Annotated in this window: 22 protein-coding genes; 10 read left to right on the top strand and 12 right to left on the bottom strand. The window is 66.5% G+C overall.

Annotated elements, in window-relative coordinates; genetic code table 11:
• Positions 1 to 400 precede the first annotated feature (400 nt).
• Positions 401 to 1,264: a LysR substrate-binding domain-containing protein gene (locus tag KHO27_RS11640; RefSeq protein WP_110701581.1), complete on the bottom strand. Its 864-nt coding sequence runs from the start codon at positions 1,262 to 1,264 to the stop codon at positions 401 to 403.
• A 246-nt stretch (positions 1,265 to 1,510) separates the two neighbouring features.
• Here KHO27_RS11640 and KHO27_RS11635 point away from each other — a divergent pair, with 246 nt between their 5' ends.
• The 5 genes from KHO27_RS11635 (at position 1,511) to KHO27_RS11615 (ending at position 7,572) form a co-directional block, all read left to right on the top strand.
• The gene (locus KHO27_RS11635; RefSeq protein WP_111532239.1) at positions 1,511 to 2,827 is read left to right on the top strand and encodes an MFS transporter; all 1,317 of its coding nucleotides are present in this window, start codon (positions 1,511 to 1,513) and stop codon (positions 2,825 to 2,827) included.
• 14 nt (positions 2,828 to 2,841) lie between these two features.
• Positions 2,842 to 4,233: an FAD-dependent oxidoreductase gene (locus KHO27_RS11630; protein WP_214501848.1), complete on the top strand. Its 1,392-nt coding sequence runs from the start codon at positions 2,842 to 2,844 to the stop codon at positions 4,231 to 4,233.
• Positions 4,234 to 4,338: 105 nt separating this feature from the next.
• A complete protein-coding gene (locus tag KHO27_RS11625; RefSeq protein WP_110701587.1) occupies positions 4,339 to 5,049 on the top strand; it encodes a YebC/PmpR family DNA-binding transcriptional regulator in 711 nt (236 codons plus the stop codon).
• An 87-nt stretch (positions 5,050 to 5,136) separates the two neighbouring features.
• Complete coding sequence (locus KHO27_RS11620; protein ID WP_110701589.1) at positions 5,137 to 6,081, top strand: LysR family transcriptional regulator; 945 nt, start codon at positions 5,137 to 5,139, stop codon at positions 6,079 to 6,081.
• A 78-nt stretch (positions 6,082 to 6,159) separates the two neighbouring features.
• Positions 6,160 to 7,572, top strand: coding sequence for a DOPA decarboxylase (locus KHO27_RS11615; RefSeq protein ID WP_111532240.1), 1,413 nt, complete (start codon positions 6,160 to 6,162; stop codon positions 7,570 to 7,572).
• Positions 7,573 to 7,579: 7 nt separating this feature from the next.
• Here KHO27_RS11615 and KHO27_RS11610 read toward each other — a convergent pair whose 3' ends face one another.
• From KHO27_RS11610 to KHO27_RS11580, 7 genes are all read right to left on the bottom strand, one after another.
• Entirely contained in the window at positions 7,580 to 8,245 is a 666-nt protein-coding gene (locus KHO27_RS11610) for a M24 family metallopeptidase (RefSeq protein WP_110701593.1), read from the bottom strand.
• 52 nt (positions 8,246 to 8,297) lie between these two features.
• Positions 8,298 to 8,912: a TetR family transcriptional regulator C-terminal domain-containing protein gene (locus tag KHO27_RS11605; RefSeq protein ID WP_110701595.1), complete on the bottom strand. Its 615-nt coding sequence runs from the start codon at positions 8,910 to 8,912 to the stop codon at positions 8,298 to 8,300.
• A gap of 100 nt (positions 8,913 to 9,012) precedes the next feature.
• Complete coding sequence (locus KHO27_RS11600) at positions 9,013 to 9,927, bottom strand: pyridoxal-phosphate dependent enzyme (protein WP_110701597.1); 915 nt, start codon at positions 9,925 to 9,927, stop codon at positions 9,013 to 9,015.
• 15 nt (positions 9,928 to 9,942) lie between these two features.
• Complete coding sequence (locus tag KHO27_RS11595) at positions 9,943 to 10,638, bottom strand: helix-turn-helix transcriptional regulator (RefSeq protein ID WP_110701599.1); 696 nt, start codon at positions 10,636 to 10,638, stop codon at positions 9,943 to 9,945.
• A gap of 140 nt (positions 10,639 to 10,778) precedes the next feature.
• A complete protein-coding gene (locus KHO27_RS11590) occupies positions 10,779 to 12,482 on the bottom strand; it encodes an amidase (protein ID WP_110701697.1) in 1,704 nt (567 codons plus the stop codon).
• Between the two features lie 202 nt (positions 12,483 to 12,684).
• The gene (yghU, locus tag KHO27_RS11585) at positions 12,685 to 13,524 is read right to left on the bottom strand and encodes a glutathione-dependent disulfide-bond oxidoreductase (protein WP_214501847.1); all 840 of its coding nucleotides are present in this window, start codon (positions 13,522 to 13,524) and stop codon (positions 12,685 to 12,687) included.
• Between the two features lie 114 nt (positions 13,525 to 13,638).
• The gene (locus KHO27_RS11580; RefSeq protein ID WP_110701603.1) at positions 13,639 to 14,604 is read right to left on the bottom strand and encodes a DMT family transporter; all 966 of its coding nucleotides are present in this window, start codon (positions 14,602 to 14,604) and stop codon (positions 13,639 to 13,641) included.
• A gap of 104 nt (positions 14,605 to 14,708) precedes the next feature.
• Here KHO27_RS11580 and KHO27_RS11575 point away from each other — a divergent pair, with 104 nt between their 5' ends.
• Both KHO27_RS11575 and KHO27_RS11570 read left to right on the top strand, forming a co-directional pair.
• A complete protein-coding gene (locus KHO27_RS11575) occupies positions 14,709 to 15,593 on the top strand; it encodes a LysR substrate-binding domain-containing protein (RefSeq protein WP_038705881.1) in 885 nt (294 codons plus the stop codon).
• A 144-nt stretch (positions 15,594 to 15,737) separates the two neighbouring features.
• On the top strand, positions 15,738 to 16,892 hold the full coding sequence (locus tag KHO27_RS11570) for a GGDEF domain-containing protein (protein WP_102683768.1): 1,155 nt from the start codon (positions 15,738 to 15,740) through the stop codon (positions 16,890 to 16,892).
• A 1-nt stretch (position 16,893) separates the two neighbouring features.
• Here the strand turns inward: KHO27_RS11570 and KHO27_RS11565 are convergent, their stop codons facing one another.
• Positions 16,894 to 17,217 carry a DUF2790 domain-containing protein gene (locus KHO27_RS11565; RefSeq protein WP_046856021.1) on the bottom strand — a complete coding sequence of 108 codons (324 nt, stop codon included), beginning with the start codon at positions 17,215 to 17,217 and terminating at the stop codon, positions 16,894 to 16,896.
• Between the two features lie 278 nt (positions 17,218 to 17,495).
• On the opposite strand from KHO27_RS11565, the gene KHO27_RS11560 reads away from it, so the two are divergent.
• The gene (locus KHO27_RS11560; protein ID WP_110701607.1) at positions 17,496 to 18,839 is read left to right on the top strand and encodes an OprD family porin; all 1,344 of its coding nucleotides are present in this window, start codon (positions 17,496 to 17,498) and stop codon (positions 18,837 to 18,839) included.
• Between the two features lie 99 nt (positions 18,840 to 18,938).
• On the opposite strand, the gene KHO27_RS11555 is transcribed toward KHO27_RS11560, so the two are convergent.
• The gene (locus KHO27_RS11555) at positions 18,939 to 20,312 is read right to left on the bottom strand and encodes an MFS transporter (RefSeq protein WP_094011072.1); all 1,374 of its coding nucleotides are present in this window, start codon (positions 20,310 to 20,312) and stop codon (positions 18,939 to 18,941) included.
• 393 nt (positions 20,313 to 20,705) lie between these two features.
• Between KHO27_RS11555 and quiC the strand changes: the two genes are divergently transcribed.
• Both quiC and KHO27_RS11545 read left to right on the top strand, forming a co-directional pair.
• Positions 20,706 to 22,613 carry a 3-dehydroshikimate dehydratase QuiC gene (gene quiC / locus KHO27_RS11550; protein WP_214501846.1) on the top strand — a complete coding sequence of 636 codons (1,908 nt, stop codon included), beginning with the start codon at positions 20,706 to 20,708 and terminating at the stop codon, positions 22,611 to 22,613.
• 126 nt (positions 22,614 to 22,739) lie between these two features.
• Positions 22,740 to 23,402 carry a TetR/AcrR family transcriptional regulator gene (locus KHO27_RS11545; protein ID WP_102683763.1) on the top strand — a complete coding sequence of 221 codons (663 nt, stop codon included), beginning with the start codon at positions 22,740 to 22,742 and terminating at the stop codon, positions 23,400 to 23,402.
• 71 nt (positions 23,403 to 23,473) lie between these two features.
• On the opposite strand, the gene KHO27_RS11540 is transcribed toward KHO27_RS11545, so the two are convergent.
• Both KHO27_RS11540 and aroQ read right to left on the bottom strand, forming a co-directional pair.
• A complete protein-coding gene (locus tag KHO27_RS11540; protein ID WP_214501845.1) occupies positions 23,474 to 24,319 on the bottom strand; it encodes a shikimate dehydrogenase in 846 nt (281 codons plus the stop codon).
• Positions 24,316 to 24,765: a type II 3-dehydroquinate dehydratase gene (gene aroQ, locus KHO27_RS11535; RefSeq protein WP_214501844.1), complete on the bottom strand. Its 450-nt coding sequence runs from the start codon at positions 24,763 to 24,765 to the stop codon at positions 24,316 to 24,318. Before aroQ ends, KHO27_RS11540 begins: the two co-directional genes overlap by 4 nt.
• Between the last annotated feature and the right edge of the window lie 25 nt (positions 24,766 to 24,790).

The raw sequence follows: 24,790 nt of genomic DNA, 5'->3' as shown, positions 1-24,790 counted from the left end.
ATATAAGAACTTCAAACTCCCAATCCAGAACTTATTTTCTTGCTCTTGCTCTTGCTCTTGCTCTTGCTCTTGCTCTTGCTCTTGCTTCTAAGCGCGCGATAGTTCAGGCGCCACAAATTGCGACTTCAGGAGGCCGAGCGGAGTTCTTGCGAAGGGAGGTGACGGCCATGGATGGCCGTCAAGCGCTGCGCCCCAGGATGGGGCGTTCAGCGCGGTACTCCCGGGAGCAAGAACGGAGCGAGGGAACCCCGGAGCGAAGCGCAGGGGCCGTATGAACGGAGCCGAACGGTTTTGCCTACTTTTCACGAGAAAAGTAGGCCGCCGTAATGGCGGAAAGGTGACTAAAAGTCGACATCACCTACGAATGTGCATACAAAAACCAAAACAATAACCAAAGAACCTACTCCAAAACCATCTCCAAAAACGTAGCCACCACCCGCCGCATCCGCTGTTCCTGCAAACACACCAACGTCTCCGTCAAATGTCGCTGACAATCCACAATCGGCAAAGCACAAACCCGAGCATCGGCCCCGAATTCAGCCGCGGACACCACCCCCACGCCAATCCCCACGACCACCGCCTCCCGCGCCGCCTCCCGCCCTTCGACCTGGATCGCCGACCGAATCCGCAACCCCGCCCGCTGCATCTCCTCCTCCAGCGTCTGCCGCGTCACCGACCCCGGCTCGCGCAGCACCAGCGGCGTATCGTCCAGGTCTGCCAGGCTGATCTGTCCACGGCTGGCCCAGGGATGCTGGTGCGAGACGAACGCCACCATCGGGTCGCGCCGCATCGGCACGCAGAACAGCCGCTCGTCATCGACATCGCGCCCGAGCAGGGCCAGGTCGGCCTGGTAGCTGAACAACCGCGCCAGCGACTCATCGGTGTTGCCGGTCTCGATCTTCACCTGGATCCCCGGATAGCGCTGGCAGAACCGGGCAATCTGCGGCAGCACATGCACTGGCGCGTCCACCGCCAGGGTCAGGCTGCCGGTGTGCAGGGCGCGTGAGTCCTGCAATAGCTCCTGGGCCTCGGCCTCGCAGGCGAACAGGCGCTGGGTGACGCCCAGCAGGCGCTCGCCCAGGTCGGTCAGCTGCACCGAGCGTTTGTTGCGGTGAAACAGCAAAACGCCAAAGCGTTCCTCCAGTTTGCGCACCTGGTCGGACACCGCCGGCTGGGTGAGAAACAGCTTTTGCGCCGCGCGGGTAAAGCTGCCTTGCTCGGCAACCGCGTGGAAGGCCTTGAGTTGAGCGTGGGAAACCGACATCGAACACTCCGCTTACAAGCTGGGCTTATGTGTGAAATACGATAAATCGATTTTATTTATCAGTCAGTAGCTGTTTCCATGTGTTTCAACCCGACGCCGCTGCCACGAGCAGCGGCATGTCGGCCATGGCGGCACCACCGCCATCTGACCAGGTGACGTCCCTCCGTCACGCAGTGCGCAACACAACAACAAGACAGGCGTTTCTTCACATTCTGCCGGCACACTCAAACAAGAGGTCAGAGTCAAATGAACCAATCCCTGGGCGCCATCAAGCGCTGGCGCGTGCAGATTTTCGCGATCACCTGGCTGGCCTATGCCGCCTTCTACTTCACCCGCAAGGCCTTCTCGGTGGCCAAGCTCGGCATCGGCGAAGACCCGACCTTCATGCTGGACAAGGCCGCCATGGCCAACCTCGACGCCATCTACCTGGCCGCCTACGCCGTGGGCCAGTTCACCTGGGGCATGCTCGCCGATCGCTTCGGGCCGCGCGTGGTGGTGCTCGGCGGGCTGCTGATCTCGTCGGCCGCCGCGGTGGTGATGGGCAGTTACGCAACCTTCCCGATCTTCGCTACCTGCATGCTGGTCCAAGGGCTGGCGCAGTCCACCGGCTGGGCGGGCTTGTGCAAGAACATCGGCAGTTTCTTCCCGGCGTCCCAGCGCGGACGGGTACTGGGGCTGTGGAGTTCGTGCTACGCCTTCGGTGGCCTGGTGGCCTCGCCGTTCGCCGGCTGGTGGGCCTACACCCTGGTCGGCACCTGGCACGCGGCATTCTTCTCCAGTGCCGTGGTGGTGGCCGTGGTGGCGGTGCTGTTCTTCATCTTCCAGCGCAACAAGCCCGAGGACGTCGGCCTGCCGGCCGTGGAGCCCGAGCCACAGAGCATGGCCCCAGGGGCGAACCTGTGCAGCGTGTGGGCGCCATTGCGCGAGATCCTGCGCAACCGCACGGTGCTGACCCTGGGCCTGGCCTACTTCCTGCTCAAGCCGGCGCGCTACGCCATCCTGCTGTGGGGGCCGGTGATCGTCTTCGAACAGATGCCCTCGGTGGGCAAGGTCGGCGCGGCGATCATCCCCACGGCCTTCGAGCTGGCCGGGCTGCTTGGCCCGATCCTCATCGGCCTGGCTTCGGACAAGCTGTTCGGCGCCCGGCGCATGCCGGCCTGCGTGATCAGCCTGGTGCTGCTGACCCTGACCCTGGCCGGCTTCATGGCGGCGATGCACAGCGGCAGCGTGGCGCTGGTGGTGGCCTTGCTGTTCGTCATGGGCCTGACCCTCTACGGCCCGGACTCGATGATCAGCGGCGCCGCGGCCATCGACTTCGGCACGGCCAAGGCCGGCGCCACCGCGGCCGGTTTCGTCAACGGCTGCGGCTCGGTGGGCGCAGTGCTTGGCGGCTTGCTGCCGGGCTACTTCGACAGCGTCACGGTATTCATCGTCTTCGCCGGCACCGCGCTGTTCTCCGCCCTCGTGCTGCTGCCGCACTGGAACAGCCGTCCGGCAACGGCACCCCAGGCCACCGACGTGGCCCCCAATACCGGCATGGCGATCAAGCCACTGCGTACCTAGAGGAAAGCGAGCAGATGAGACCCTTCTGGCTGCAACAGGCCCTGGACCAGGAAGACGAGGCCCTGTGCCCGCCGCTCGCCGGCGATGCGCGCTGCGACGTGTGCATCGTCGGCGGTGGCTACACCGGGTTGTGGACTGCCTTGATGATCAAGGAACAGGCGCCGCAGCTGGAGGTGCTGCTGATCGAGGCCGACATCTGCGGCGCCGGGGCCAGCGGGCGCAACGGTGGCTGCGCGCTGTCCTGGTCGGCCAAGTACTTCACCCTCGAACGGTTGTTCGGGGTGGCCGAGGCGGTGCGTCTGGTGGGCGAGTCCGAACGCAGCATCGGCGCCATCGGCGAGTTCTGCGCGGCCAATGGCATCCGCTGCGACTTCCGCATGGACGGCACGCTCTACACCGCCACCAACCAGGCCCAGCTCGGCGGCACCGATGCGGTGATCGCCGCGCTGGAGCGCCACGGCATCAACTCGTTCCAGCGCCTGGCGCTGGAACAGGTGCAGCGCCTGGCCGGCTCCCAGCGGCATCTGGAGGGCTGGTACTCGCCGGCCGCGGCCACGGTACAGCCGGGGCGTCTGGTGCGCGGCTTGCGCCGGGTAGCCTTGCAGCGTGGCGTGCGCATTCACGAAGGCACGGCGATGACCGGCATGGAGCATGGCGCGCCGGCACAGGTGCGCACCCGGGCCGGCACCATCCGCGCCGACCGCGTGGTGTTGGGCCTCAATGCCTGGATGGCGCGGGCTTTCCCGCAGTTCGAGCGCAGCGTGGCGATCGTCTCCAGCGACATGGTGATCACCGAGCCGTGCCCCGAGCTGCTGCGTCAGATCGGCCTGGACAGCGGCGTCAGCGTGCTCGACTCGCGGATCTTCGTGCACTACTACCACAACACCTCCGACGGTCGGCTGATGCTCGGCAAGGGCGGCAATACCTTTGCCTACGGCGGGCGCATGCTGCCGGTGTTCGACCAGCCGTCGCCGTATCAGTCGTTGCTGCGTGACAGCCTGGCCGAGTTCTTCCCGGCGCTGGCCGAGGTGCCGTTGGCGGCGAGCTGGAACGGGCCGTCGGATCGCTCGGTGACCGGCCTGCCGTTCTTTGGCCGGCTCGATGGGCAGGGCAACGTGTTCTATGGCTTCGGCTATTCAGGCAGCGGGGTGGGGCCGTGTCACATGGGCGGGCAGATCCTCTCGTCGCTGACCTTGGGGCTGGACAACGCCTGGACCCGCTCGCCGCTGGTCAAGGGTCCGCTGGGGCGTTTCCCGCCGGAGCCGGTGCGCTACCTGGGGTCGCTGATGGTGCGCAACGCCATTCGCCGCAAGGAGCGCGCCGAAGACCGCGGCGTGCGTCCACGCGGGCTGGATGTGCGCCTGGCGAAGTTCGCGGCGGCGGCGGGGAAGGCCGACAAGGGCTGAAGCTGATGCGATTTCTTGTCGAACCCGGTGCGCAGGGCGTATAAACTCTCCCCACTTTTTGGCCGGTCGCTTCCTGAACCGGCCGCTGAAACAAAGAGAGTCGATATGGGCGCACAGTGGAAAGCCAAGCATAGAGAAACGGCGGCCAACGCCAAGGGCAAGATCATGGGCAAGCTGGCCAAGGAGATCCAGATCGCCGCCAAGTCCGGCGCTGACCCGGACATGAACCCGCGCCTGCGCCTGGCCATCGTCCAGGCCAAGAAAGCCTCGATGACCCGTGAGACCCTGGAGCGCGCGATCAAGAAGGGCGCAGGTCTGGACGGCGAGGCCGTGCAGTACCATGCCGTCAGCTATGAAGGCTTCGCCCCGCACCAGGTGCCGCTGATCGTCGAGTGCCTGACCGACAACGTCAACCGCACCGTGGCGCAGATCCGCGTCCTGTTCCGCAAGGGCCAACTGGGTGCCAGCGGTTCGGTGGCCTGGGACTTCAACCACGTCGGCCTGATCGAGGCGACCCCGGAAGGCGACGCCGACCCGGAAATGGCAGCCATCGAAGCCGGTGCCCAGGACTTCGAGGACGGCGAGGAAGAGGGTTCGACCCTGTTCATCACCGATACCACCGACCTGGACGCCGTGCAGAAGGCCCTGCCCGAGCATGGCTTCACCGTCACCTCGGCGAAGATTGGCTACACCCCGAAAAACCCGGTGAGTGCGGCCAGCCTGAGCGCCGAAGCCCTGGCCGAGGTCGAGGCATTCCTCGAGGCTATCGACGAGAACGACGACGTGCAGAACGTCTATGTCGGCCTGACTGACTGAGCCGCGCGTTATCCTCGCGGGGCAAGCCCTCTCCCCAGTGCGTCTGTGGGAGCGGGCTTGCCCCGCGATCATTTCCGGACCTGTGCCATGCACCCCAGCTTCGCCTCCCTCAGCCTTGCCCACCTGCGTACCCTCGACTGTCTCCTGCAGCTGAAGAACCTCAGCCACGCAGCCGAGCGCCTGGGCTGCAGCCAATCGGCGCTGAGCCGCCAGCTGGCCAGCCTGCGCGAGGCTTTCGACGACCCGCTGCTGGTGCGCCAGGGGCGTGGCTATGTGCTCAGCGAACACGCCGAAACGCTGGTCGAGCCATTGCGCCAGGTACTCGACGAGCTCAACGCCCTGCGCCAGCCCGCAGCGTTCGACCCGGCGCGCTGCGAACGGCGCTTCTGCCTGGCCGCCTCGGACTACGTGGCCGAACATATGCTGCCGCAGCTGGTGAAAGCGTTGGAGCAGGAGGCGCCAGGGGTATCGCTGGAGTACCGCACCTGGCAGGCCGGGCAGTACGCCTTGCTCGCCAGCGGCGAGATCGACCTGGCCACCACGCTGTTCGACGAGTCGCCACCCAACCTGCACGGTCGGCTGCTGGGCGAGGATCGGGCGGTGTGCCTGATGCGCCATGACCATCCGCTGAGCGCCCGCGCCGAACTTAGCCAGGATGACTACCTGGCCTTCAAGCACGTGCGGGTGTCCGGTGGCGGCGACAAGGACAGTTTCATCGACCGCCATCTGCGTGCCCAGGGGCTGCAACGGCGCGTCAGCCTGGAGGTGCCGTTCTTCAGCGCGATGGTCCAGGTGGTCGGCAACGGCCAGGCGCTGGCCACGGTGCCCGAGCATATCGCCCGGCAACTGGCGCGGTTGCATGGGCTGAGCTGGCGGCCGATGGGCTTTGTCGAGCACACCCAGCGTTACTGGGTGGTATGGCATCAGCGTCTGCAGGCCTCGGCCGAACATCGCTGGCTGCGTAACCGGGTGTTCGAGGTGTGGCGCCAGTCGCAGTTCGGCGTGCAGGGTGGGCATGCGCCTTTGCCATAGCAGCTATGCGTGAAGCGGGGTTATTCGGCGGGTGATGGAGGCCTAGACTGCGAGGCATTGTCCGCCAGGAGACCGCCCATGACCCCCGAGCAATTCCGCCAATACGGCCACCAACTGATCGACCTGATCGCCGATTATCGCCAGACCGTCGGCGAACGCCCGGTCATGGCCCAGGTCGAACCCGGCTACCTCAAGGCCGCGCTGCCCCAAGGCGCGCCGCAGCAAGGCGAGCCGTTCGAGGCCATCCTCGCCGACGTCGACAAGCTGGTGATGCCCGGCCTGTCCCACTGGCAGCACCCGGACTTCTACGGCTACTTCCCCTCCAACGGCACTCTGTCATCAGTGCTCGGCGACTTCCTCAGCACGGGCCTGGGCGTGCTCGGCCTGTCGTGGCAGTCCAGCCCGGCCCTCAGCGAACTGGAGGAAACCACCCTCGACTGGCTGCGCCAGCTGCTCGGCCTTAGCGGGCAATGGAGCGGGGTGATCCAGGACACCGCCTCGACCAGTACCCTGGTGGCGCTGATCTGCGCCCGCGAGCGTGCCACCGACCATGCCCAGGTGCGCGGCGGCCTGCAGGCCCAGGGCAAGCCCCTGGTGGTCTACGTCAGCGCCCATGCCCACAGTTCGGTGGACAAGGCCGCGCTGCTGGCCGGATTCGGCCGTGAAAACATTCGGCTGATCCCCACCGACGCACACTACGCCATGCGCCCGGAGGCGCTGCGCGACGCCATCGCCGAGGACCTCGCCGCCGGCAACCAGCCCTGCGCCGTGGTGGCCACCACCGGCACCACCACCACCACCGCGCTGGACCCGCTGCGCCCGATCGGCGAGATCGCCCAGGCCAACCAGCTGTGGCTGCACGTGGACTCGGCCATGGCCGGTTCGGCGATGATCCTCCCGGAATGCCGCTGGATGTGGGACGGCATCGAGCTGGCCGACTCGGTGGTGGTCAATGCCCACAAGTGGCTGGGCGTGGCCTTCGACTGCTCGATCTACTATGTGCGCGACCCGCAGCACCTGATCCGGGTGATGAGCACCAACCCCAGCTACCTGCAGTCGGCGGTCGATGGCGAGGTGAAGAACCTGCGCGACTGGGGCATCCCCCTGGGGCGGCGGTTCCGCGCCTTGAAACTGTGGTTCATGCTGCGCAGCGAAGGTGTCGAGGCCCTGCAGCAACGCCTGCGCCGCGACCTGGAAAACGCACAGTGGCTGGCCGCGCAGGTGGAGGCGGCTGCCGCGTGGGAGGTGTTGGCGCCGGTGCAGTTGCAGACCTTGTGCATCCGCCATCGTCCGACGGGTCTCGAGGGCGAGGCGCTGGATGCCCACACCCGTGCCTGGGCCGAGCGCCTCAACGCCTCGGGTGATGCCTACGTGACCCCGGCAACCCTGGACGGGCGCTGGATGGTGCGGGTCTCGGTGGGGGCGCTGCCCACCGAGCGTGAGCATGTCGAGCGGCTGTGGGCTCGGTTGCAGGGGGTGGTGGCGGAGTAAGCTTCGTTCAGGCCAGCAGGTCCTCGTGGAAGGCGCCGTAGGCGTGCTCGGGATGAGCGATCTGGATCTCGAGGATCCACAGCCCGGCGCCGGGGGCGCCTTCGAAATCACCCAGGTCACCCGCACGATAGATGGCGTGGGGGAAGTCGCTGACGCGGTGCCCCTTGATGTCCATGTTCAGCTTCCAGCCCAGCTGGCGAGCACGCTCGGCGGCGAAGTGATAGAGCTCGACGCCGCTGACCCCCTGGCCGCGCCACTGGGCCTGCACCTCATCGAACAGGGTGCGGGCCGCCGCTGCGCAGGCGGCCATCTGCGGGTCGTTCCCGCTGACGAAAGTGGTGCCGGCATCGCCTTCATGGCCTTGCCAGACCACGCCCATGTCGATGAAGAAGATGTCGTTGTCGCCCAGCACCGGATCGCCGTCGGAGCGCTGCTTGAAGGTTTTCAGCGTATTGCTGCCGAAGCGGATGTGGGTGGGGTGCCAGATGCGCTGCATGCCCAGCTCGACCAGCACCTGTTGGCCCAGCTCCCGGGCCTGTGATTCACGCATGCCAGGATGGATGCCTTGGGCGATCCGCTCGACGGCCTCCCAGGTCATGCGCTGGGCATGCCTCATCAGTTCCAGCTGGTAGGGGGCGCCTACGGCTTCCTTGGCGGCGTTGACCGGGGTCATGACGGTGCTCCTTGTCGATAGGTCAGTCGTTGTATTTTTAGTTATATATCGGTCATGCGCTCCTGCCCAGTGCGCAGGGCTCCGGACGCAGGCCGCGCAAGAGTAGCTCGGCCTGGGCCTGGGTCGAGGCGCGGGATGGCTTGATCTGCACTGAGCTGCCGGGGGCCATGCCGAAGCGGAAGGTCGCCAGGGACGTAGACCACAGGTACAGCAGCAGGTGCTCGGGCGTGGTCCGCACGATCAGCCCGCGCTCCATCCACTGCGCCAGGCAGGCCAGCGTCTGCCTGCCACTGCTGCGCAGCAGCTCGGCGCGTTCACCGGGCAGTTGCCGGGCGCCATGCAGCATTTCCTTGAGCCAGACGCGTACCGCGCCGGGGTGTTGGCGCGCCACCTCGGCCTTGGCCTTGAAGTAGCGGGGCAGGGCCTGTTCGGGGTGAGCCTCCGGCACCAGGCTGCGCGAGGCGCGCAGCAAGGGTTCCATCACCAGGTCGAGCACTGCGGTGTAGAGCAGGCGTTTGTTGCGGAAGTAGTAGAACACGTTGGCCCTGGGCAGCCCGGCGCGGGCGGCGATAGCGTCGACCCGGGCGGCGGCGAAACCATGGTGGGCGAATTCCTCGCTGGCGGCGGCGAGGATCAGTTGCAGGTTGCGATCACGGATACTGGGCATGGCAAACACGTACTTCTGAATCGATATGTTCAAAAGTATATAGCGGTAACGTGTTCGCCGACAGCTGCCCAGGCTCGTGTTCAAGCGAGCCTGTGTCGGATCAGCAGGCTTCGCGCCAGGCGCGGATCTGCTCCAGCGTTGCGGTGGCGCCACCGCAGACGATCACCAGGACATTGCCAAAGGCCGCCACTGCGTCGGGGTGTTCGAGCAAGGCCAGCGCCGCGCCGCAGGCCGGCTCCACCAGCAGGCGGTGATCGCGCAGCAGGCGTTCGCAGGCGTCGAGCGCCTCGCGATCACTCACCAGGTGGCTGACCACCGGGTGCTGGCGGGTGCAGGCCAGCGCCTGTTCGGCCACCCGCTTGGCCCCCAGTGAAGTGGCTACCGAGGTGATCCCCGGCAGTTCCACGGTGTGCCCGGCAGCCATGGCCGCGTGCATCGACGCCGCGCCTTCGGTTTCCACGGCCAGCACCGGCACATCCTGCCAGCCATTGCGCTGCAACCCTTCGACCACGCCGCGCAGCAGGCCGCCGCCGCCAACCGACAGCACCACCGCATCCGGCTTGCAGCCGGCCTGGGCCACTTCATCGATCATGCTGGCGTGGCCAGTCCACAGCAGCGGGTCGTCGAACGGGTGGATGAAGGCGTCACCCGCGCCCAGCAGGGTCTGCGCGTGCTCGTTGGCTTCCTGCCAGGAGCTGCCGCGCACCACCACGCTGGCGTCTTCCAGGCGCAGCAGTTCCTTGGCCCGTTCGGTGGTGGTCTCGGGCACCACCACGGTCACCGGCACGCCGAGTTTGCGGCCGGCGTAGGCCACCGCCAGCCCGGCATTGCCGCCGGACGAGGAGACGAAGTGACGGGCGCCGCGAGCATGGTGCGCCTCGCAGGCGTGGCCGACGCCGCGCAGCTTGAACGAGCCACAGGGTTGCAGGGCTTCGAGCTTGAGCCACACCGGGCGGCCGGCGCTCAGCGACAGCGGGCGGGATTCGATCAGCGGGGTAGGGATATGCAAGGGCATGGTGGGCTCCGTGGCTCAGTCGCGGGCAGCCGCGGCGGGCTCGCCGCGCAGCTGCTCCAGGTAGTTGTAGACGGTGTAGCGGGTCACGCCGAGGGCCTCGGCGGCTTTCTCGACGCCGCCCTTGACGATGAACAGGCCGCGCTCCTGCATCACGCGCACGGCCTCGACCTTGGCCTGCTTGGTCATCCGCCCCTGGCCGCTGCGCTGCAGTGCGTCCTGGATGATCCCGGCCATCAATGCAGTCATGTCGGCGGGCTCGTCGGCGGTTACCGTGGCTGGCGCGGCGCCCAGCGGCTGCAAGTGCCGCAGAAACGCCATGGCGGCGTCCAGGCCGGTGACGTCGGTGTTCACGCACAGGCTGGCGAAGGGCTGGCCGGTGCTGTCACGGTAGATCGCCGTGGCGCTGCGCAGGCTGCGCCCCTTGAGGGTGGTGGGGTAGTCGGGCAGCACCACAGGGTCGCAGCCCTGCTGGTCGGCGGCGGCCTGCATCAAGGCCTTGAACCCTTGGTCCTGTTCGGGAGCGGCGAGTATCGGGCTGCCGACCTGGCGGCCGGAGAGCTCGCCATTGACGATCGCCACCACCGAGCGTTCCGGGTGTTCGAGGTCGTGCAGAAGGATTTCCACATTGCGCGGGACGACGCTGCCCAGCGCCTGCAGGGCGGTCTTGAGCACGTTCAGGGTGAGCTGGCGTTCGTGGGCGAGGGTGAGCATGGTCGGCACCAGATTCAATATTGTGTTGAATATTACACAAAAAGTTGAATTTGGCGAAGGTGTCGAACGCTCAAAAGCAATCGCGGGGCCCTCCCGTTCCTACCCAGGGCAGGAGCGGAAGGGCCCCGCGATCAGGTGCGTCAGCCCAGTTTCGGCGTACGCGGCGGGACGATGCGGCGCGAGCCGGTAGACTCGAAGGCGGCGGCGAATTTCAACAGATTGTTGTCGCTGTACGCCTTGCCCGCGAAGGTCAGGCCCACTGGCATGCCGATATCGGCCATCACGCCCATCGGCACGGTCACGGTCGGCACGCCCAAGTGACGGATCGCCAGGTTGCCGTTGGCCACCCAGATGCCGTTGCTCCAGGCGATGTCTGCCGATTCGGGGTTCACATCGGCGTCCGCCGGGCCGACATCGGCCACGGTGGGGAACAGCACCGCGTCCAGGCCTTGGGCGTCCATCCAGTCTTCCAGGTCGAGCTTGCGGGTGGCTTCCAGGCCGCGCAGGCCGTCGGGCACGGTGGCGATCTGATCCCAGCTCTTCAGGCCGCGCTTGGCCATGTTGACGTACTCGTCCATGCCGGCGGCAAGGTCGTCTTCACGGTTGGGCAGGGTGCCGGGGTCGTGGGGGAAGATCTGCGGGCCATCGACATCGGCCAGGCGGTTGAGCTTGGGATCGTCGTTGGCGCGCAGGAAGTCGTCGAAGGCCCAGCCGGACAGTTCCCACAGTTCGTCATGCAGGAACTCCTTGCTGACGATCCCACGGGTGAACACCGTCGGCGCGCCGGGGCGGTCGCCCTCGCAATTGGAGACCAGCGGGAAGTCGGTCTCGACCACTTCGGCACCGGCCGCTTCCAGGGCCTGGCGGGCTTGCTGCCACAGCTCGATCACGCTGGCACGGGTATTGATGCGCTGGCCGGTCGGGCCGCCGATGCCGGGCTTCTCCGAGGTGCCGGCTTCGGCGTCGGCATTGATGTACATGCGTGGCACGGCGAAGCGCTTGCCCTTGAGCGACTCGGCGCCCACGGCCAGGTCCAGGTACGAGGCAGGGCGCACGCTCGAGGCGGCCGGGATCGGCACCCAGGGTTGCAGGCGCCACAGGTCGCCGCGCTTGTCGGCGTCGTCGGCCACCACCACGTCGAGGATCTCCAGCAGGTCGGCCATGGTCCGCGCATAAGGTACGACCACGTCCATGGTCGGCGTCAGCGGCCAGTTGCCGCGCACCGAGATCACCCCGCGCGACGGGGTGTAGGCGCACAGGCCGTTGTTCGAGGCCGGGCCGCGGCCACTGGACCAGGTTTCCTCGGCCAGGCCGAAGGCGCTGAAGCTGGCGGCGGTGGCGGTGCCGGCACCGTTGGAGGAGCCGGAGGCGAAGGGGGCTGTGAGGTAGGCGGCGTTGTACGGGCTTTCGGCGCGGCCATACACGCCACGCTGCATGCCGCCATTGGCCATCGGCGGCATGTTGGTCTTGCCCAGGCAGATGGCGCCGCCGGCGCGCAGGCGCTCGACGGTGAAGGCATCGCGCTGGGCGACCAGGTCCTTGAACGCCGGGCTGCCGGAGGCGGCGGTCAGGCCCTTGACCAGGTAGCTGTCCTTGGCGGTGTAGGGGATGCCATCCAGCGGGCCGAGGGTTTCGCCACGGGCACGGCGGGCATCGGAGGCTTCGGCCTCTTTCAGGGCCTCGGGGTTGCGCACCACCACGGCATTGAGCCGCGTGGCGGTGTCGGTGCCGTCGTAGGCGTCGATGCGGGCCAGGTACGCCTTGACCAGCTCGACGGCCGTCGTGCGGCCAGACTCGAGCGCGTCGCGCAGCTCGGCAATGGAAACCTCGGTTACCTCGATCATGCTGTCACCACAGTTGTGCAGGTGGAAAATCATGGCGGCGAGTGTAGCAAGAAGGTCTTGGTGGGCGCAGGCATGCAGCGGGGAAATGGTTGGTTGCAGCCGGGCAATCGAACGGCGGGTCGGTGTGCGCAGTTGCCTATGCCCCTCGAGGCATAGGCAACACGAATGAGGTGCACGCGTCGCTATGTGCGGGGTGACTGGGTCACTCCAGATCGCTGGCCGCGTGGCGCTCCGCCACCTGGCTGGCTTCCTCGCCCCAGGTGCGGTTGACCCGGGTGCCGCGCTGTACCGCCGGGCGCTGGGCGATGGCCTCTGCCCAGCGCTGCACATTGGCGTACTCGTGTACCGCGAGGAACTCGGCCGCGCCGTACAGGTTGCCGCGTACCAACTGGCCATACCAGGGCCATACGGCGATGTCGGCGATGCTGTACGTATCGCCGCCCAGGTAGGCGCTTTCGCCCAGGCGCCGGTCGAGCACGTCGAGCTGGCGCTTGGCTTCCATGGTGAAACGATTGATCGCGTATTCGAACTTTTCCGGCGCGTAGACGTAGAAGTGGCCGAAACCACCGCCCAGATAAGGTGCAGCGCCCATCTGCCAGAACAGCCAGTTGAGGGTCTCGGTGCGCGCGGCCAGGTCCTGGGGCAGGAAGGCGCCGAATTTTTCCGCCAGGTACAGCAGGATCGCGCCGGACTCGAACACCCGCACCGGCGGTTCGACGCTGCGGTCGAGCAGGGCGGGGATCTTCGAGTTGGGGTTGACCTGCACGAAGCCGCTGCCGAACTGGTCGCCTTCGCCAATACGGATCAGCCACGCGTCGTACTCGGCGCCGCCGTGGCCGAGGGCCAACAGTTCTTCCAGAAGGATGGTGACCTTGACCCCGTTGGGCGTGGCCAGGGAGTAGAGCTGCAGCGGATGCTTGCCGGTGGGCAGCGGCTTGTCGTGGGTGGCGCCGGCCACCGGGCGGTTGATGCTGGCGAACTGGCCGCCGGAAGGGGCCTCGAAGGTCCAGACCTTGGGCGGGACATAAGGGGGCTTGCTCATGGGAATCTCCTGGAGGGCGCGATGTGGCCGGGTAAGGACGTGGACAGCTTTTCTATGCCATGGGTTCGCCGTGCAGGGCAAATGCAATGCGTGCCCGCAGCGGATGCATGGCGCCTACAGGGACCGCGCCGAGGCCGGGATCGGTGCGGTTGGCGCCTCTGGCTTTTTCGCCGGTTTCAGCCGCGATACCCCGAACAGCACCAGGACCAGCCCGGCCACCTGGTACAAGGAGATCGCCTCGCTGAGGATCAGCCATGAGGCCAGCATCGTCAGCACCGGCCCCAGGTTGCCCACCGCCGCCGTGTGCGTGGGCCCGAGGCGCTGGATCGCCAGCGCCACCCAGTAGATCGGCAGCACCGTGGAGAACAGCGCCATCAATGCCGCGTTGAGCCACACCGTGCCGGGCAACTGCAGCAGCGGCGCGACATCGGCCACCAGCAGGTAGTGGGCCAGCACCATCAGCGAGGAGGCGGTACCGCACAATCCAGCCAGGCGCATCGAATTCATGCGCTTGAGCATCATGCCGGTGCCCGAGTAGTACAGGGCATAGGTGACCGCGCTGGCGAACACCCACAGCGAGCCGACCAGCACCGCATTGCCGCCGCCCGAGGCGCCGATGTCGTGGACAAAGGCGATGCCCAGCCCCAGGTAGCACAGGCCCATGGCCGCCAGGGTGCGCAGGGTCGGGCGTTCGCGCTGGACGATGGCCTGGATCACCAGCACCAGGGTCGGGTAGGTGAACAGGATCAGCCGCTCGAGCCCGGCACTGATGTATTGCAGGCCGTAGAAGTCGAACAGGCTGGCCAGGTAGTAGCCGAACAGGCCAAGCAAGGCTACGCGCAGGCCGTCGCCGGCGCTCAGCGGCGCGCCGCCCTGGCCACGGCTGGCCCACACCAGCCAGGCGAACAGCGGCAGCGACAGGGCCATGCGCAGTGCCAGCAGGCTGATGGCGTCCACCGGGCCTGCGGCATAGGCGAGCTTGACGAAGATGGCCTTGAAACTGAAGCCCAGGGCGGCGAGTACGGCGTACAGGCTGCCGTTGGCAAGGGCGCGCTGGAGCGGGGCGGGCAGGCGGGTCATGGCGGGTCCGTGGCACAGAAGAAGTGCGGTTTATTCTGCGCAGAACACACCCGCGCTAGAATCGCTTTTTCTCGAACATGGCGTTCTGATTTGGAGAAGCCCTGATGCACTTCGACCTGGCCGACCTGCGGCTGCTCGCCGCCATTGCCGCCACCGGTAGCCTGAGCAAGGCGGCGGCGACCTTCCCGGTGGCGGTATCGGCCGCCAGCACCCGCCTGCGCCTGTTCGAGGCGCGCAGCGGGTTGACCCTGTTCCTGCGCAAGGCCGACGGCATGCAACTGACCCCGGCCGGGCGCCTGGTGCTGGAGTCGGCGCGGGGCGTGCTGGGCGAGGCGCAGAAGCTGCAGGACACGCTGCGCGAACTCGCCGGCCAGCGGCGCATCACCCTGCACCTGGCGGCGTCCACCGTGACCAACAGCACCCTGTTGCCGGCCGTGCTCGGGCCGTTCCTGGCCGACTACCCGGAGGTGGACCTGCAACTGGTCGAGCACAAGAGCATCGATGTCCTGCGGGTGGTGCTGGCCGGGGAGTGCGAGATCGGCGTGTACGACGGCAACCTGGTCAACGAGGGCGTGGTATCGCTGCCGTTTCGCACCGAGCGCCTGGTGCTGCTGGTGCCGCTCGATCACCCGTTGGCCGGGCGCGGCCAGCTGCGCCTGGCGGACGCGCTGGGTTTTCCCTTCGTCTGCCTGCCCGCCGAGCGTGCCATGCAGCGCTTCGTCGAGGAACTGGCGATGAACCTGGCCATGCCGCTGAAGGTGCGGGTGCGCGCGCCCAGCTTCGAAGCCATCGCCCAGCTGGTGGCCCAGCACGCGGGTATCGCCATGCTGCCGGAAACGGCGGCCGTGCGCGCCGAACAGGAACTGGCGGTGCGCCGGGTGGCGCTGGAGGAGCGTTGGGCGACCCTGGAGTTGCGTATCTGCTTCCGCAGTTGGGAAGCGCTCAGCTCGCATGGGCGACAGTTGGTGAGCTTCCTCTCCGGGCAATGACAGGTGACTGTCGTCTGGTAGGCGGATGAATGGGTTATCAGTCCGAATGCCATCATTTGGATATCATTTATGCCTGTGCATTGACCCTTGAACGCATACAATCACCGTTCTGAACGGTAACCCAGATACAGGCCACTTCCACCCATGGCGTTCGACGCTTCCACCATGCTGACCCTCACCATCGCCCTGGCCGCGGCCGCCGCGCTGTATCTGGCCGTGGAGTGGCGCAGCGTGCGCGAGTCTTCGCTGCTGTGCTGGAGCGCCAGCTTCGCCACCATCAGCGTCGGTTCCTCGCTCGCCTTGCTGCGTGGCAGCGGTTATCTGTTCATCGGCATCTGGTTCGCCAACGGCATGCTGGTGGCCGCCCACTGGCTGTTCCTGCTGGGGGTGTCACGCTTTACCGAAACCCGTCTGTCACGGCTCTGCTACCTGGCCCCGCTGGCCTGGCTGAGCCTGTTGCTGCTGCCGCAGTGGCCCACCTGGTCGAAGACCTTCCTGGTGGCCAACTCGCTGCTGGTCGCCGCGTTCACCCTGTACGCCAGCGCATTGTTGCGCCCGCACGGCAAGTCGTTCAGTGTCGGCGCGGTGCAGCTGCGCTGCATCCTGCTGCTGCACGGGCTGTTCTACCTGGCCAAGACGCTGCCGGCGCTGCTGCCGGGGACACTGATCGACCTGACCGCGTTTCGCGGGCAGATCATCCAGGTGTCGCTGGTGGAAGGGGCCATGGCGATCATGCTGATCGCCCTGTCGATGACCGGCACCGTGCGCTACCGCCGCGAGGAGCGCATCGAGCGCCTGGCCGCGCGCGATCCGCTGACCGCGCTGTACAACCGCCGTGCACTGGAAATGCGCGCGGCGAACCTGTTCAACGAGGTTTCCCCGGCAAACCCCGGGGCCTTGCTGCTGATCGACATCGACCACTTCAAGCTGGTCAACGACCTGCATGGGCATGCCGCCGGCGACCGCCTGCTGGTGGCCTTGAGCGAGATGATCCGGGCCATGCTGCCGGAGCGGGCGATCGCCGCACGGCTGGGCGGCGACGAGTTCGTGATCCTCCTGGCCGGGGCTTCGCGCGAAGCCATCCAGCGCCTGGCCGAGGCCCTGCGTCAGCAGTTCCAGGGCACCGCCGAACAGGCGTTCCGCACCCCCGAGGCGGTGACCCTGAGCATCGGCGCCAATCTGTTCGACCGCCCGCCGGCCAGCCTGGCGGCGTTGATCGAGCAAGGCGACGTGCTGCTGTACGCCTCCAAGCGCAGCGGGCGCAACAGCCTGCAACTGGTGGACGGGCTGCGCGGCTGAACTACTTGTTGTTGATGCACTGCGACTGCACCGCGTAGCGCACGGTGCGCAAGGTGCCCTGGCTGTCTTCGAAGGTCATCAGCCGCGGTACCACCTCGCAGGTGCGCGGGTCGCCCGATTGGCGCACGAGGCGGGCAACGTCGAGCTTCATGCCATAGCGGTAGTCGACGATCTCCGGCATGGGCTTCGCCCGCTTGGCCGCATAGGCCGCCACGGCCTGCTGGTGGTCCGCCAGCAGCTGTTCGCTGTCCAGCCTGGAAAAGCCGCTGGCCTGGGTCGAGAGGGAAAGCGCCAGCAGGGCGGCGGTGAGGGTCGGTCGTAGCATGGTCGTGCCTCCGAAAAATTCGTTTCGCAGACCACGCTAGCGATGCCCGGCAAACAGGGGCATGACGGCCGGGTTACAGATCTGAAAGCTGGGCGCGCACGCGGCTCCCCCCGCTGCGCATGACACGATTGTAATGCCCCCATCACCTTCCCGTTATCCGCCAGCGGCGAGCATCAGGCTCGGCCAATGGGGCTGGGTGCGTGCGCATCTGGCCAGACCAGGGAGGCTCCAGCGCCAGGGTCTGACAACAAGAACAGCCGCAATCGAAGGAGCAGTGGATGAAGAGCAATCCGACACTTTCCCTGGCCGCCCTGGTGGCGCTGGCCGGCTTCGGCCCGGCGGCCTGGGCCGCAGAAGAGCAGAAGGAAGGGTTCATCGAGGGCAGCCGCCTGAGCGTGCTCAACCGCAATTACTATTTCAATCGTGACCATCGTGATGGCCCGGCCCCCACCTACAACAGCGGCAAGGACAGCGGCAACGGCTACTCCGAAGCCTGGGCCCATGCCGTGATCACCCGCTTCGAGTCCGGCTTCACCCAAGGCACGGTGGGCGTCGGGGTGGACGCCTTCGCCATGCTCGGGCTCAAGCTCGACACCGGTGGCGGGCGCAACGGTGGGCGCAGCTCGTTCGACGTGCTGCCGGTGGACCGCGATGGCCAGGCCCGCGACGAATACACCAAGCTCGGCGGCGCGGCCAAGGTGCGCCTGTTCGACACCGTGCTGCGGGTGGGCGATGTGTTCCCGGTCAACCCGGTGGTGGCGGCCGGCGACTCGCGGCTGTTACCGGAAAGTTTTCGCGGCGTGACCCTGGAGAACACCAGTGTGCAAGGCCTGACGCTGCAGGCCGGGCGCCTGCACGCCATGAGCCAGCCGGTGTCCAGCGACTTGCGCGACAACTTCGTGACGTTCTACGGCGGCCCGGTGGATTCGCCGTGGATCGCCTACGGCGGTGGCGACTACGCGATCAACGAAAACGTCAGCGTCAGCCTGTTCGGCAGTCGCTTGAAGGATGTGTGGAACCAGTACTACGCCGGCACCAGCGTGACCTGGCCGCTGTCGGATGAGCTGGCGCTGATCGGCGGGTTCAATTTCTACAACGCCAGGGACGAAGGACGTCAGCGCCTGGGCCAGTTCGACAACGACATCTGGAGCGCCAAGCTCGGCGTGCGCTACGGCGCCCATACCCTGGCCCTGACCCACCAGCGCAACAACGGCGACGACGACTTCGACTACCTGCGCCAGTCCGATTCGATCTTCCTCGACAACTCCATCCAGTACAGCGACTTCAACTCGCCGAAAGAGCGCTCATGGATGCTGCGCTACGACTTGAACATGGCCGCCTACGGTGTGCCGGGGCTGTCGTTCATGACCCGCTATGGCCGTGGCAGCGACGCCGACTACAGCCATGCCAACGCCTACTACATGCGCCGCGACGGCAACGGCGACCCGCTCACCGACCAGAAGCGCTGGGAGCGCGACATCGAGATCAAGTACGTGGTGCAGACCGGCGCGGCCAAGGACCTGGCACTGCGCGTGCGCCAGGCCACCACCCGGGCGACAGCCTTCGAGTCGGACCTGGACGAGGTGCGGGTGATCGTCGAGTACCCGTTGTCGATTCTCTGAACCACACGGATTCACCTTGAGAAGCCCCTGTGCTCCTTTGGTTGCGGGGGAATGTCTTGACGCCTCTGACGAGGCGTCTTTCTTTCGGCACCGCCGATGTCAGTGGCCGAACGCTTTCAAGCTGCCCTTGCGGCTCGCTTCATAGGCTTCCCGCGCCATGGGTTGTGCCTGCGGGTTGCCCAGGTCTTCCATTGCCAGCCGGTGGGTTTCCGGTGCCAGGTAGGCGGCCAGCGCGCACACGCAGGTAATGAGGAACGCCAGCCCGCCGACCACCAGCGGGATATTGTCCGAGCCCGGCGGCGCGACTGCGGCGAACAACGCCGGCAGCATGGCAGTGATCATGGTGCCGAGGTTCTGCGCGATGGCCATGGCCGAGACCCGGTAGCGGGTGTGGAACAGCTCCGGATAGAAGCTCGGGAACACTGCGTTGTAGCCCTGGTAGACCATGCCCCACATGACGATCGAGGCGGCGAAGGCCAGTGGCACGTTCTGGATGCTGATCGCATACAGGTAGACGAACGCCAGCAGGCCCGAGCCCAGGCAACCGGCGATCATGGTCGGGCGCCGGCCGATCCTGTCGCTGAGGTTGCCGACGAAGGGGATCACCAGCACCGCGACGATGTTGCCCACCACCGGGATCCACAGGTACACGCTCTTGTCAAAGCCGATGCCGTAGGCCGGCTGCACCGCGTAGGCGGCGCCGAAGATGGTGGCGACCACCGGGATCACGTTCATCAGCGCCATGAACATCACCAGCACCATGTGCTTCCAGCTGTGGCGGAAGGCCTCGCTGATCGGCGACTTGGCCACCTTGTCCTGTTTCTCTTCCCTAACGAAGGCCGGGGTCTCGTGGACCTCCTTGCGGATGATGAAACCAGCCACCAGCACCAGCGCGCTCATCAGGAACGGAATGCGCCAGCCCCAGTCGTTGAAGGCCTCGCTGGGCATGAAGTAGGCCAGCGGCAGGAATACCGCGGCGGCCATCACCTGGCCGGCCTGCACCCCTTGCAGGGTGTAGCTGGCGTAGTAACCACGCCGGCCGAACGGCGCGTGCTCCATGATCATCGAGCTGGCGCCGGAGATCTCGCCGGCCACGGCGAAGCCCTGGACCAGGCGCAGCAGGACCAGCAGTGCCGGGGCCAGCAGGCCGACATCGTGGTAGGTCGGCAGCAGGCCTACGGCCATGGTCGAAAGACCCATGAGGAACATGCACAGCAGCAGCACGTTCTTGCGCCCGCGGGTATCGCCCCAGTGGCCAAGCACGAAGGCGCCCACCGGGCGCGCCAGGTAACCCACGCCGTAGGTGGCCAGCGAGGCGATGATGGCCATCTTCGGGTCGGCGGACGGGAAGAAGATCTGCGGGAAGATCAGCGCCGCGGCCTGGGCGTAGATGAAGAAGTCGTAGTACTCGAGGGCAGAGCCGATCCATCCGCTGGCGGTGGCTTTCTTGGCTTGGGAACTTGAGCGGGCCATGTTGTCTCCGTTGTTCTTGTCAGGGGCCGGATTGGTCAGCGCTTGAGGCGCGGGCAGGGGCTGTGTGGAGAAGACGAACGAGGCGGCGCGGATCGCAGGGCGAGCAAGGTGTGCATAGGTCGGTACCCGTTTTCTTGAACTTATTATGTGGTGACGTTGGGTATTGCAGCGCAGGTTCCGCCGAACGACCGGCGTGGCGGCGGGAAGGGGCGGCGGGCCTGCGACTGGTGTTCATGGTTGTTCACGGGGGTGGGTGACGCAATTCGCTGGAACGGGTTTTGTTCGGTAATCGAACAAAAACTAACTGTTCCGTACAAAGTTCGTTGCCGGGGCGACTTTACCTGCGAATAATCGATCGTGCCAGGCCTCACTCAATAACAAGGAATACCCGCCATGCACCGTTCGATTGCCACCGTTTCCTTGAGCGGCACCCTGCCGGAAAAGCTCGAAGCCATCGCCGCCGCCGGTTTCGACGGCGTCGAGATCTTCGAGAACGATCTGCTGTACTACGCCGGCAGCCCCCGCGAAGTGCGCCAGTTGTGCGCGGACCTGGGGCTGGCCATTACCCTGTTCCAGCCGTTCCGCGATTTCGAGGGCTGCCGCCGCGACCGCCTGCGCAAGAATCTCGACCGCGCCGAGCGCAAGTTCGACCTGATGCAGGAGCTAGGCACCGACCTGGTGCTGGTGTGCAGTAATGTCCAGCCCGACGCCCTGGGCGACGAACAGTTGCTGGTGGACGACCTGCGCCTGCTCGCCGAACATGCCGGCGCGCGGGGCCTGCGCATCGGCTACGAGGCCCTGGCCTGGGGGCGCCACGTCAATACCTGGCAACAGGTGTGGAACCTGGTGCGCCAGGCCGACCACCCGGCACTGGGGGTGATCCTCGACAGCTTCCATACGCTGTCGCTCAGGGGCGACCCCAGCGGCATCCGCGATATCCCTGGCGAGAAGATCTTCTTCGTGCAGATGGCCGATGCGCCGATCCTGGCCATGGATGTGTTGGAGTGGAGCCGGCACTTCCGCTGCTTCCCCGGCCAGGGGGAAATGGACCTGGCGGGCTTCCTGGCGCCGATCCTGGCCAGCGGCTATCGCGGCCCGTTGTCGCTGGAGATCTTCAATGACGGTTTCCGCGCGGCGCCACCTCGGCAGAACGCCGCCGATGGCCTGCGCTCGCTGCTGTACCTGGAGGAGAAGACCCGCCGCCAGCTCGAGCGCGAGGCGCGGGCGGTCGAGCCGGGCGTGCTGTTCGCGCCGCCGGCCGCCAGCCGCTACGACGGCGTGGAGTTCCTCGAGTTCGCCGTCGACGAGGCGGTCGGCGCACGCCTGGGCGCCTGGCTCAAGCGCCTGGGCTTCGCCGAGGCCGGCGAGCACCGCAGCAAGGCCGTACGTCTGCTGCGCCAGGGCGATATCAACATCGTCCTCAATGGTGAACCTTATTCGTTCGCCCACAACTTCTTCGAAGCCCATGGCCCGTCACTGTGCGCCACGGCCTTGCGGGTCAACGCTGGCCAGGACGCCCTGCAGCGCGCCATGGCCTACCGTGGCCAGCCGTTCCGCGGCCTGGTCGGCCCCAACGAGCGCGAGATCCCGGCGGTGCGCGCACCGGACGGCAGCCTGTTGTACCTGGTGCAGCCCGACGGCAACGGTCAGACCCTCTACGACACCGATTTCCGCCTGGACCCGACAGCCCGCGCCAGTGGTGGCCTCAAGCGAATCGATCACATGGCCCTGGCGTTGCCGGCCGAGGCGCTGGACAGCTGGGTGCTGTTCTACAAGAGCCTGTTCGACTTCACCGCCGACGACGAGGTGGTGTTGCCCGACCCCTATGGCCTGGTCAAGAGCCGTGCCCTGCGCAGCCACTGCGGCACCCTGCGGCTGCCACTGAACATCTCGGAAAACCGCAACACCGCCATCGCCCATGCCCTGGACAGTTATCGCGGCTCGGGCGTGCACCACGTCGCCTTTGACTGTGACGACATCTTCCGCGAGGTGGCCAGGGCCAAGGAAGCCGGCGTGCCGTTGCTGGAAATCCCGCTGAACTACTACGACGACCTGGCGGCGCGCTTCGACTTCGATGACGAGTTCCTCAGCGAGCTGGCGTATTACAACGTGCTGTACGACCGCGATGCCCAGGGCGGTGAGCTGTTCCACGTGTACACCGAGCCGTTCGAAGGGCGGTTCTTCTTCGAGGTCCTGCAGCGCAAGGGCGGCTATGCCGGCTATGGCGCGGCCAACGTGGCGGTGCGCCTGGCAGCGATGGCCAAGGCGCGCAGCGGGGCAGGGCGCAAGGTGGTGTTGTGAGCGAGGCCCTTGGCCGGCGACGGCGCCTCTAGGCCAAACCTGACCACCCGACCAACACCGCGCTTCCCAGCATCGCCCGGCTCACGGATAATCGCCCGGATTACTACAACGAGCCTGTGAGTCGGTATGAGTGATTCGGTCGTCAAGCCTGAAGTCGAAGGCCTGCGCAAGACGCGCAAGAACAATCCGGAAAAGACCCGCGAGAACATTCTCCAGGCCGCCATCACCGAGTTCGTCCAGCAGGGCCTGGCGGGCGCCCGGGTCGATGCCATTGCCGAGCGCACCGCCACCTCCAAGCGCATGATCTACTACTACTTCGGCAGCAAGGAGCAGTTGTACGTCGAGTGCCTGGTCAAGCTCTACGGCGACATCCGCAAGACCGAGCACAGCCTGGACCTCGACTCGCTGGCGCCCGAGCAGGCGATCCAGCGCCTGGTGGAGTTCACCTTCGACCACCACGCCAACAACGTCGATTTCGTGCGCATCGTCTGCACCGAGAACATCCACTACGGCGAGTACGTCAAGCAGTCGCCGGTGATCCGCGAGATGAGCAGCATGGTGCTCGACGCGCTGGGCAAGATTCTCGCCCGTGGCGTTGCCCAGGGCGTGTTCCGCCCCGGCATCGAAGTGATCGACCTGCATATGCTGATGAGCTCGTTCTGCTTCTACCGGGTGTCCAACCGCCATACCTTTGGCGACATCTTCCAGATCGACCTGTCCGACGAGCAGGTCAAGCAGCGTCACAAGCAAGTAATCTGCGAGGCGGTGATGCGTTACATCAAGGCCTGAATGCAAGCGCGGGGCAAACCCGCTCCCTCTTCCATGGGAGCGGGCTTGCCCCGCGATGAGCTGCCTGGCGACTAGAAACTGGCGAAATGCGCCTGCATCCGCGTGGCATCCGCCGGGCGTCCACTGAACAGCTCGAACGCCTTGACCGCCTGGAACACTGCCATGGTGCCGCCATCGAGGGTGCGACAGCCCAGGGCCCGGGCCTGGCGCAACAGCTCGGTCTCCAGCGGAAAATAGATGATCTCCGCCACCCAAAGCCCTGCGTGCAGCAACGCCGGCGGCAAGGGGGTGCCCGGCAGCTTGGCCATGCCCACCGGCGTGGTGTTGACCAGGCCATCGGCGCCGGCCAGGGTCTCGGCCAGATCGTTGCCGAGCATGGCGCGGCCCGCGCCGAAGCGCTGTGTGAGATTGTCCACCAGCGCTTTGGCGCGGGCCGGATCCACCTCGAACACGTGCAGTTGTTCGACGCCTTCGGCCAACAGTGCGTGAGCCACCGCCGCGCCCGCGCCACCCGCGCCCAGCTGCACCACGCGGCGTCTGGCCACCCCGGGCAGGCCCCGGCGCAGACCTTCGGCGAAGCCCAGGCAGTCTGTGTTGTGGCCGACCCGCCTGCCATCGCGCAGCACCACGGTGTTCACCGCGCCGATGCCGCGGGCCTCGTCCGACAGTTCGTCGAGCAACGGCAGGATCGCCTGCTTGAACGGAAAGGTGATGTTGAGCCCGCTGAACCCGGTGTGTTGGGCCGCGTCGAGCAACGCGGGCAGGGCGCTGTCGTCCAAGCCCAGCTGGTCGGCGTCGATCAGCCGGTACAGGTAGCGCAGCGCCTGGGCGTCGCCTTCGCGCTCGTGCAGCGCCGGTGTGCGCGAGGCCTGGATGCCACGGCCGATGAGGCCGGCGAGGATGCCTTGGGTGCTCATGCCGCGTGCTCGCGCAGGTGTTTGCTGAAATAGCCCAGGGCCATGCGGTAGCCCTGGCTGCCAAGGCCGCAGATGACTCCCACGGCGATGCTGGAGACGAACGACAGGTGACGGAACGGCTCGCGCTTGTGCACGTTGGACAGGTGCACTTCGATCACCGGCAGTTCACTGGCCACCAGAGCGTCGCGGATGGCCACCGAGGTGTGGGTCCAGGCGGCGGGGTTGATCACGATGCCGTGGCAGCGGCCACGGGCGGCGTGAATCCAGTCGAGCAGCTCGCCTTCGTGGTTGGTCTGGCGGAACTCCAGTTCCAGGCCCAGTTCGCGGGCACTGCCGGCGCACAGGCTGGCAAGGTCGGCAAGGGTTTCATGGCCGTACTGGGTAGGTTCGCGGGTACCCAGCAGGTTGAGGTTGGGGCCGTTGAGCACGAGGATTCGGGGTGTCATGGCGGGTATCGCTTTGTTGTTTTTG

The sequence above is a fragment of the Pseudomonas sp. RC3H12 genome, assembly GCF_018596375.1.
Lineage (GTDB): Bacteria > Pseudomonadota > Gammaproteobacteria > Pseudomonadales > Pseudomonadaceae > Aquipseudomonas.
Note: the sequence above shows the minus strand (reverse complement) of the source record. Positions and strands in the feature narration are given on the sequence as shown.

Excerpts from the sequence above, each read along its gene's own strand:
- KHO27_RS11625 (WP_110701587.1), top strand. The coding sequence starts at position 4,339 with ATGGGCGCACAGTGGAAAGCCAAGCATAGAGAAACGGCGGCCAACGCC.
- KHO27_RS11545 (WP_102683763.1), top strand. The coding sequence starts at position 22,740 with ATGAGTGATTCGGTCGTCAAGCCTGAAGTCGAAGGCCTGCGCAAGACG.
- KHO27_RS11605 (WP_110701595.1), bottom strand. The coding sequence starts at position 8,912 with ATGCCCAGTATCCGTGATCGCAACCTGCAACTGATCCTCGCCGCCGCC.
- KHO27_RS11560 (WP_110701607.1), top strand. The coding sequence starts at position 17,496 with ATGAAGAGCAATCCGACACTTTCCCTGGCCGCCCTGGTGGCGCTGGCC.
- KHO27_RS11540 (WP_214501845.1), bottom strand. The coding sequence starts at position 24,319 with ATGAGCACCCAAGGCATCCTCGCCGGCCTCATCGGCCGTGGCATCCAG.
- KHO27_RS11610 (WP_110701593.1), bottom strand. The coding sequence starts at position 8,245 with ATGACCCCGGTCAACGCCGCCAAGGAAGCCGTAGGCGCCCCCTACCAG.
- KHO27_RS11635 (WP_111532239.1), top strand. The coding sequence starts at position 1,511 with ATGAACCAATCCCTGGGCGCCATCAAGCGCTGGCGCGTGCAGATTTTC.
- KHO27_RS11570 (WP_102683768.1), top strand. The coding sequence starts at position 15,738 with ATGGCGTTCGACGCTTCCACCATGCTGACCCTCACCATCGCCCTGGCC.
- KHO27_RS11590 (WP_110701697.1), bottom strand. The coding sequence starts at position 12,482 with ATGATCGAGGTAACCGAGGTTTCCATTGCCGAGCTGCGCGACGCGCTC.
- KHO27_RS11615 (WP_111532240.1), top strand. The coding sequence starts at position 6,160 with ATGACCCCCGAGCAATTCCGCCAATACGGCCACCAACTGATCGACCTG.
- yghU (WP_214501847.1), bottom strand. The coding sequence starts at position 13,524 with ATGAGCAAGCCCCCTTATGTCCCGCCCAAGGTCTGGACCTTCGAGGCC.
- KHO27_RS11595 (WP_110701599.1), bottom strand. The coding sequence starts at position 10,638 with ATGCTCACCCTCGCCCACGAACGCCAGCTCACCCTGAACGTGCTCAAG.
- KHO27_RS11565 (WP_046856021.1), bottom strand. The coding sequence starts at position 17,217 with ATGCTACGACCGACCCTCACCGCCGCCCTGCTGGCGCTTTCCCTCTCG.
- aroQ (WP_214501844.1), bottom strand. The coding sequence starts at position 24,765 with ATGACACCCCGAATCCTCGTGCTCAACGGCCCCAACCTCAACCTGCTG.
- quiC (WP_214501846.1), top strand. The coding sequence starts at position 20,706 with ATGCACCGTTCGATTGCCACCGTTTCCTTGAGCGGCACCCTGCCGGAA.
- KHO27_RS11600 (WP_110701597.1), bottom strand. The coding sequence starts at position 9,927 with ATGCCCTTGCATATCCCTACCCCGCTGATCGAATCCCGCCCGCTGTCG.
- KHO27_RS11620 (WP_110701589.1), top strand. The coding sequence starts at position 5,137 with ATGCACCCCAGCTTCGCCTCCCTCAGCCTTGCCCACCTGCGTACCCTC.
- KHO27_RS11580 (WP_110701603.1), bottom strand. The coding sequence starts at position 14,604 with ATGACCCGCCTGCCCGCCCCGCTCCAGCGCGCCCTTGCCAACGGCAGC.
- KHO27_RS11555 (WP_094011072.1), bottom strand. The coding sequence starts at position 20,312 with ATGGCCCGCTCAAGTTCCCAAGCCAAGAAAGCCACCGCCAGCGGATGG.
- KHO27_RS11630 (WP_214501848.1), top strand. The coding sequence starts at position 2,842 with ATGAGACCCTTCTGGCTGCAACAGGCCCTGGACCAGGAAGACGAGGCC.
- KHO27_RS11640 (WP_110701581.1), bottom strand. The coding sequence starts at position 1,264 with ATGTCGGTTTCCCACGCTCAACTCAAGGCCTTCCACGCGGTTGCCGAG.
- KHO27_RS11575 (WP_038705881.1), top strand. The coding sequence starts at position 14,709 with ATGCACTTCGACCTGGCCGACCTGCGGCTGCTCGCCGCCATTGCCGCC.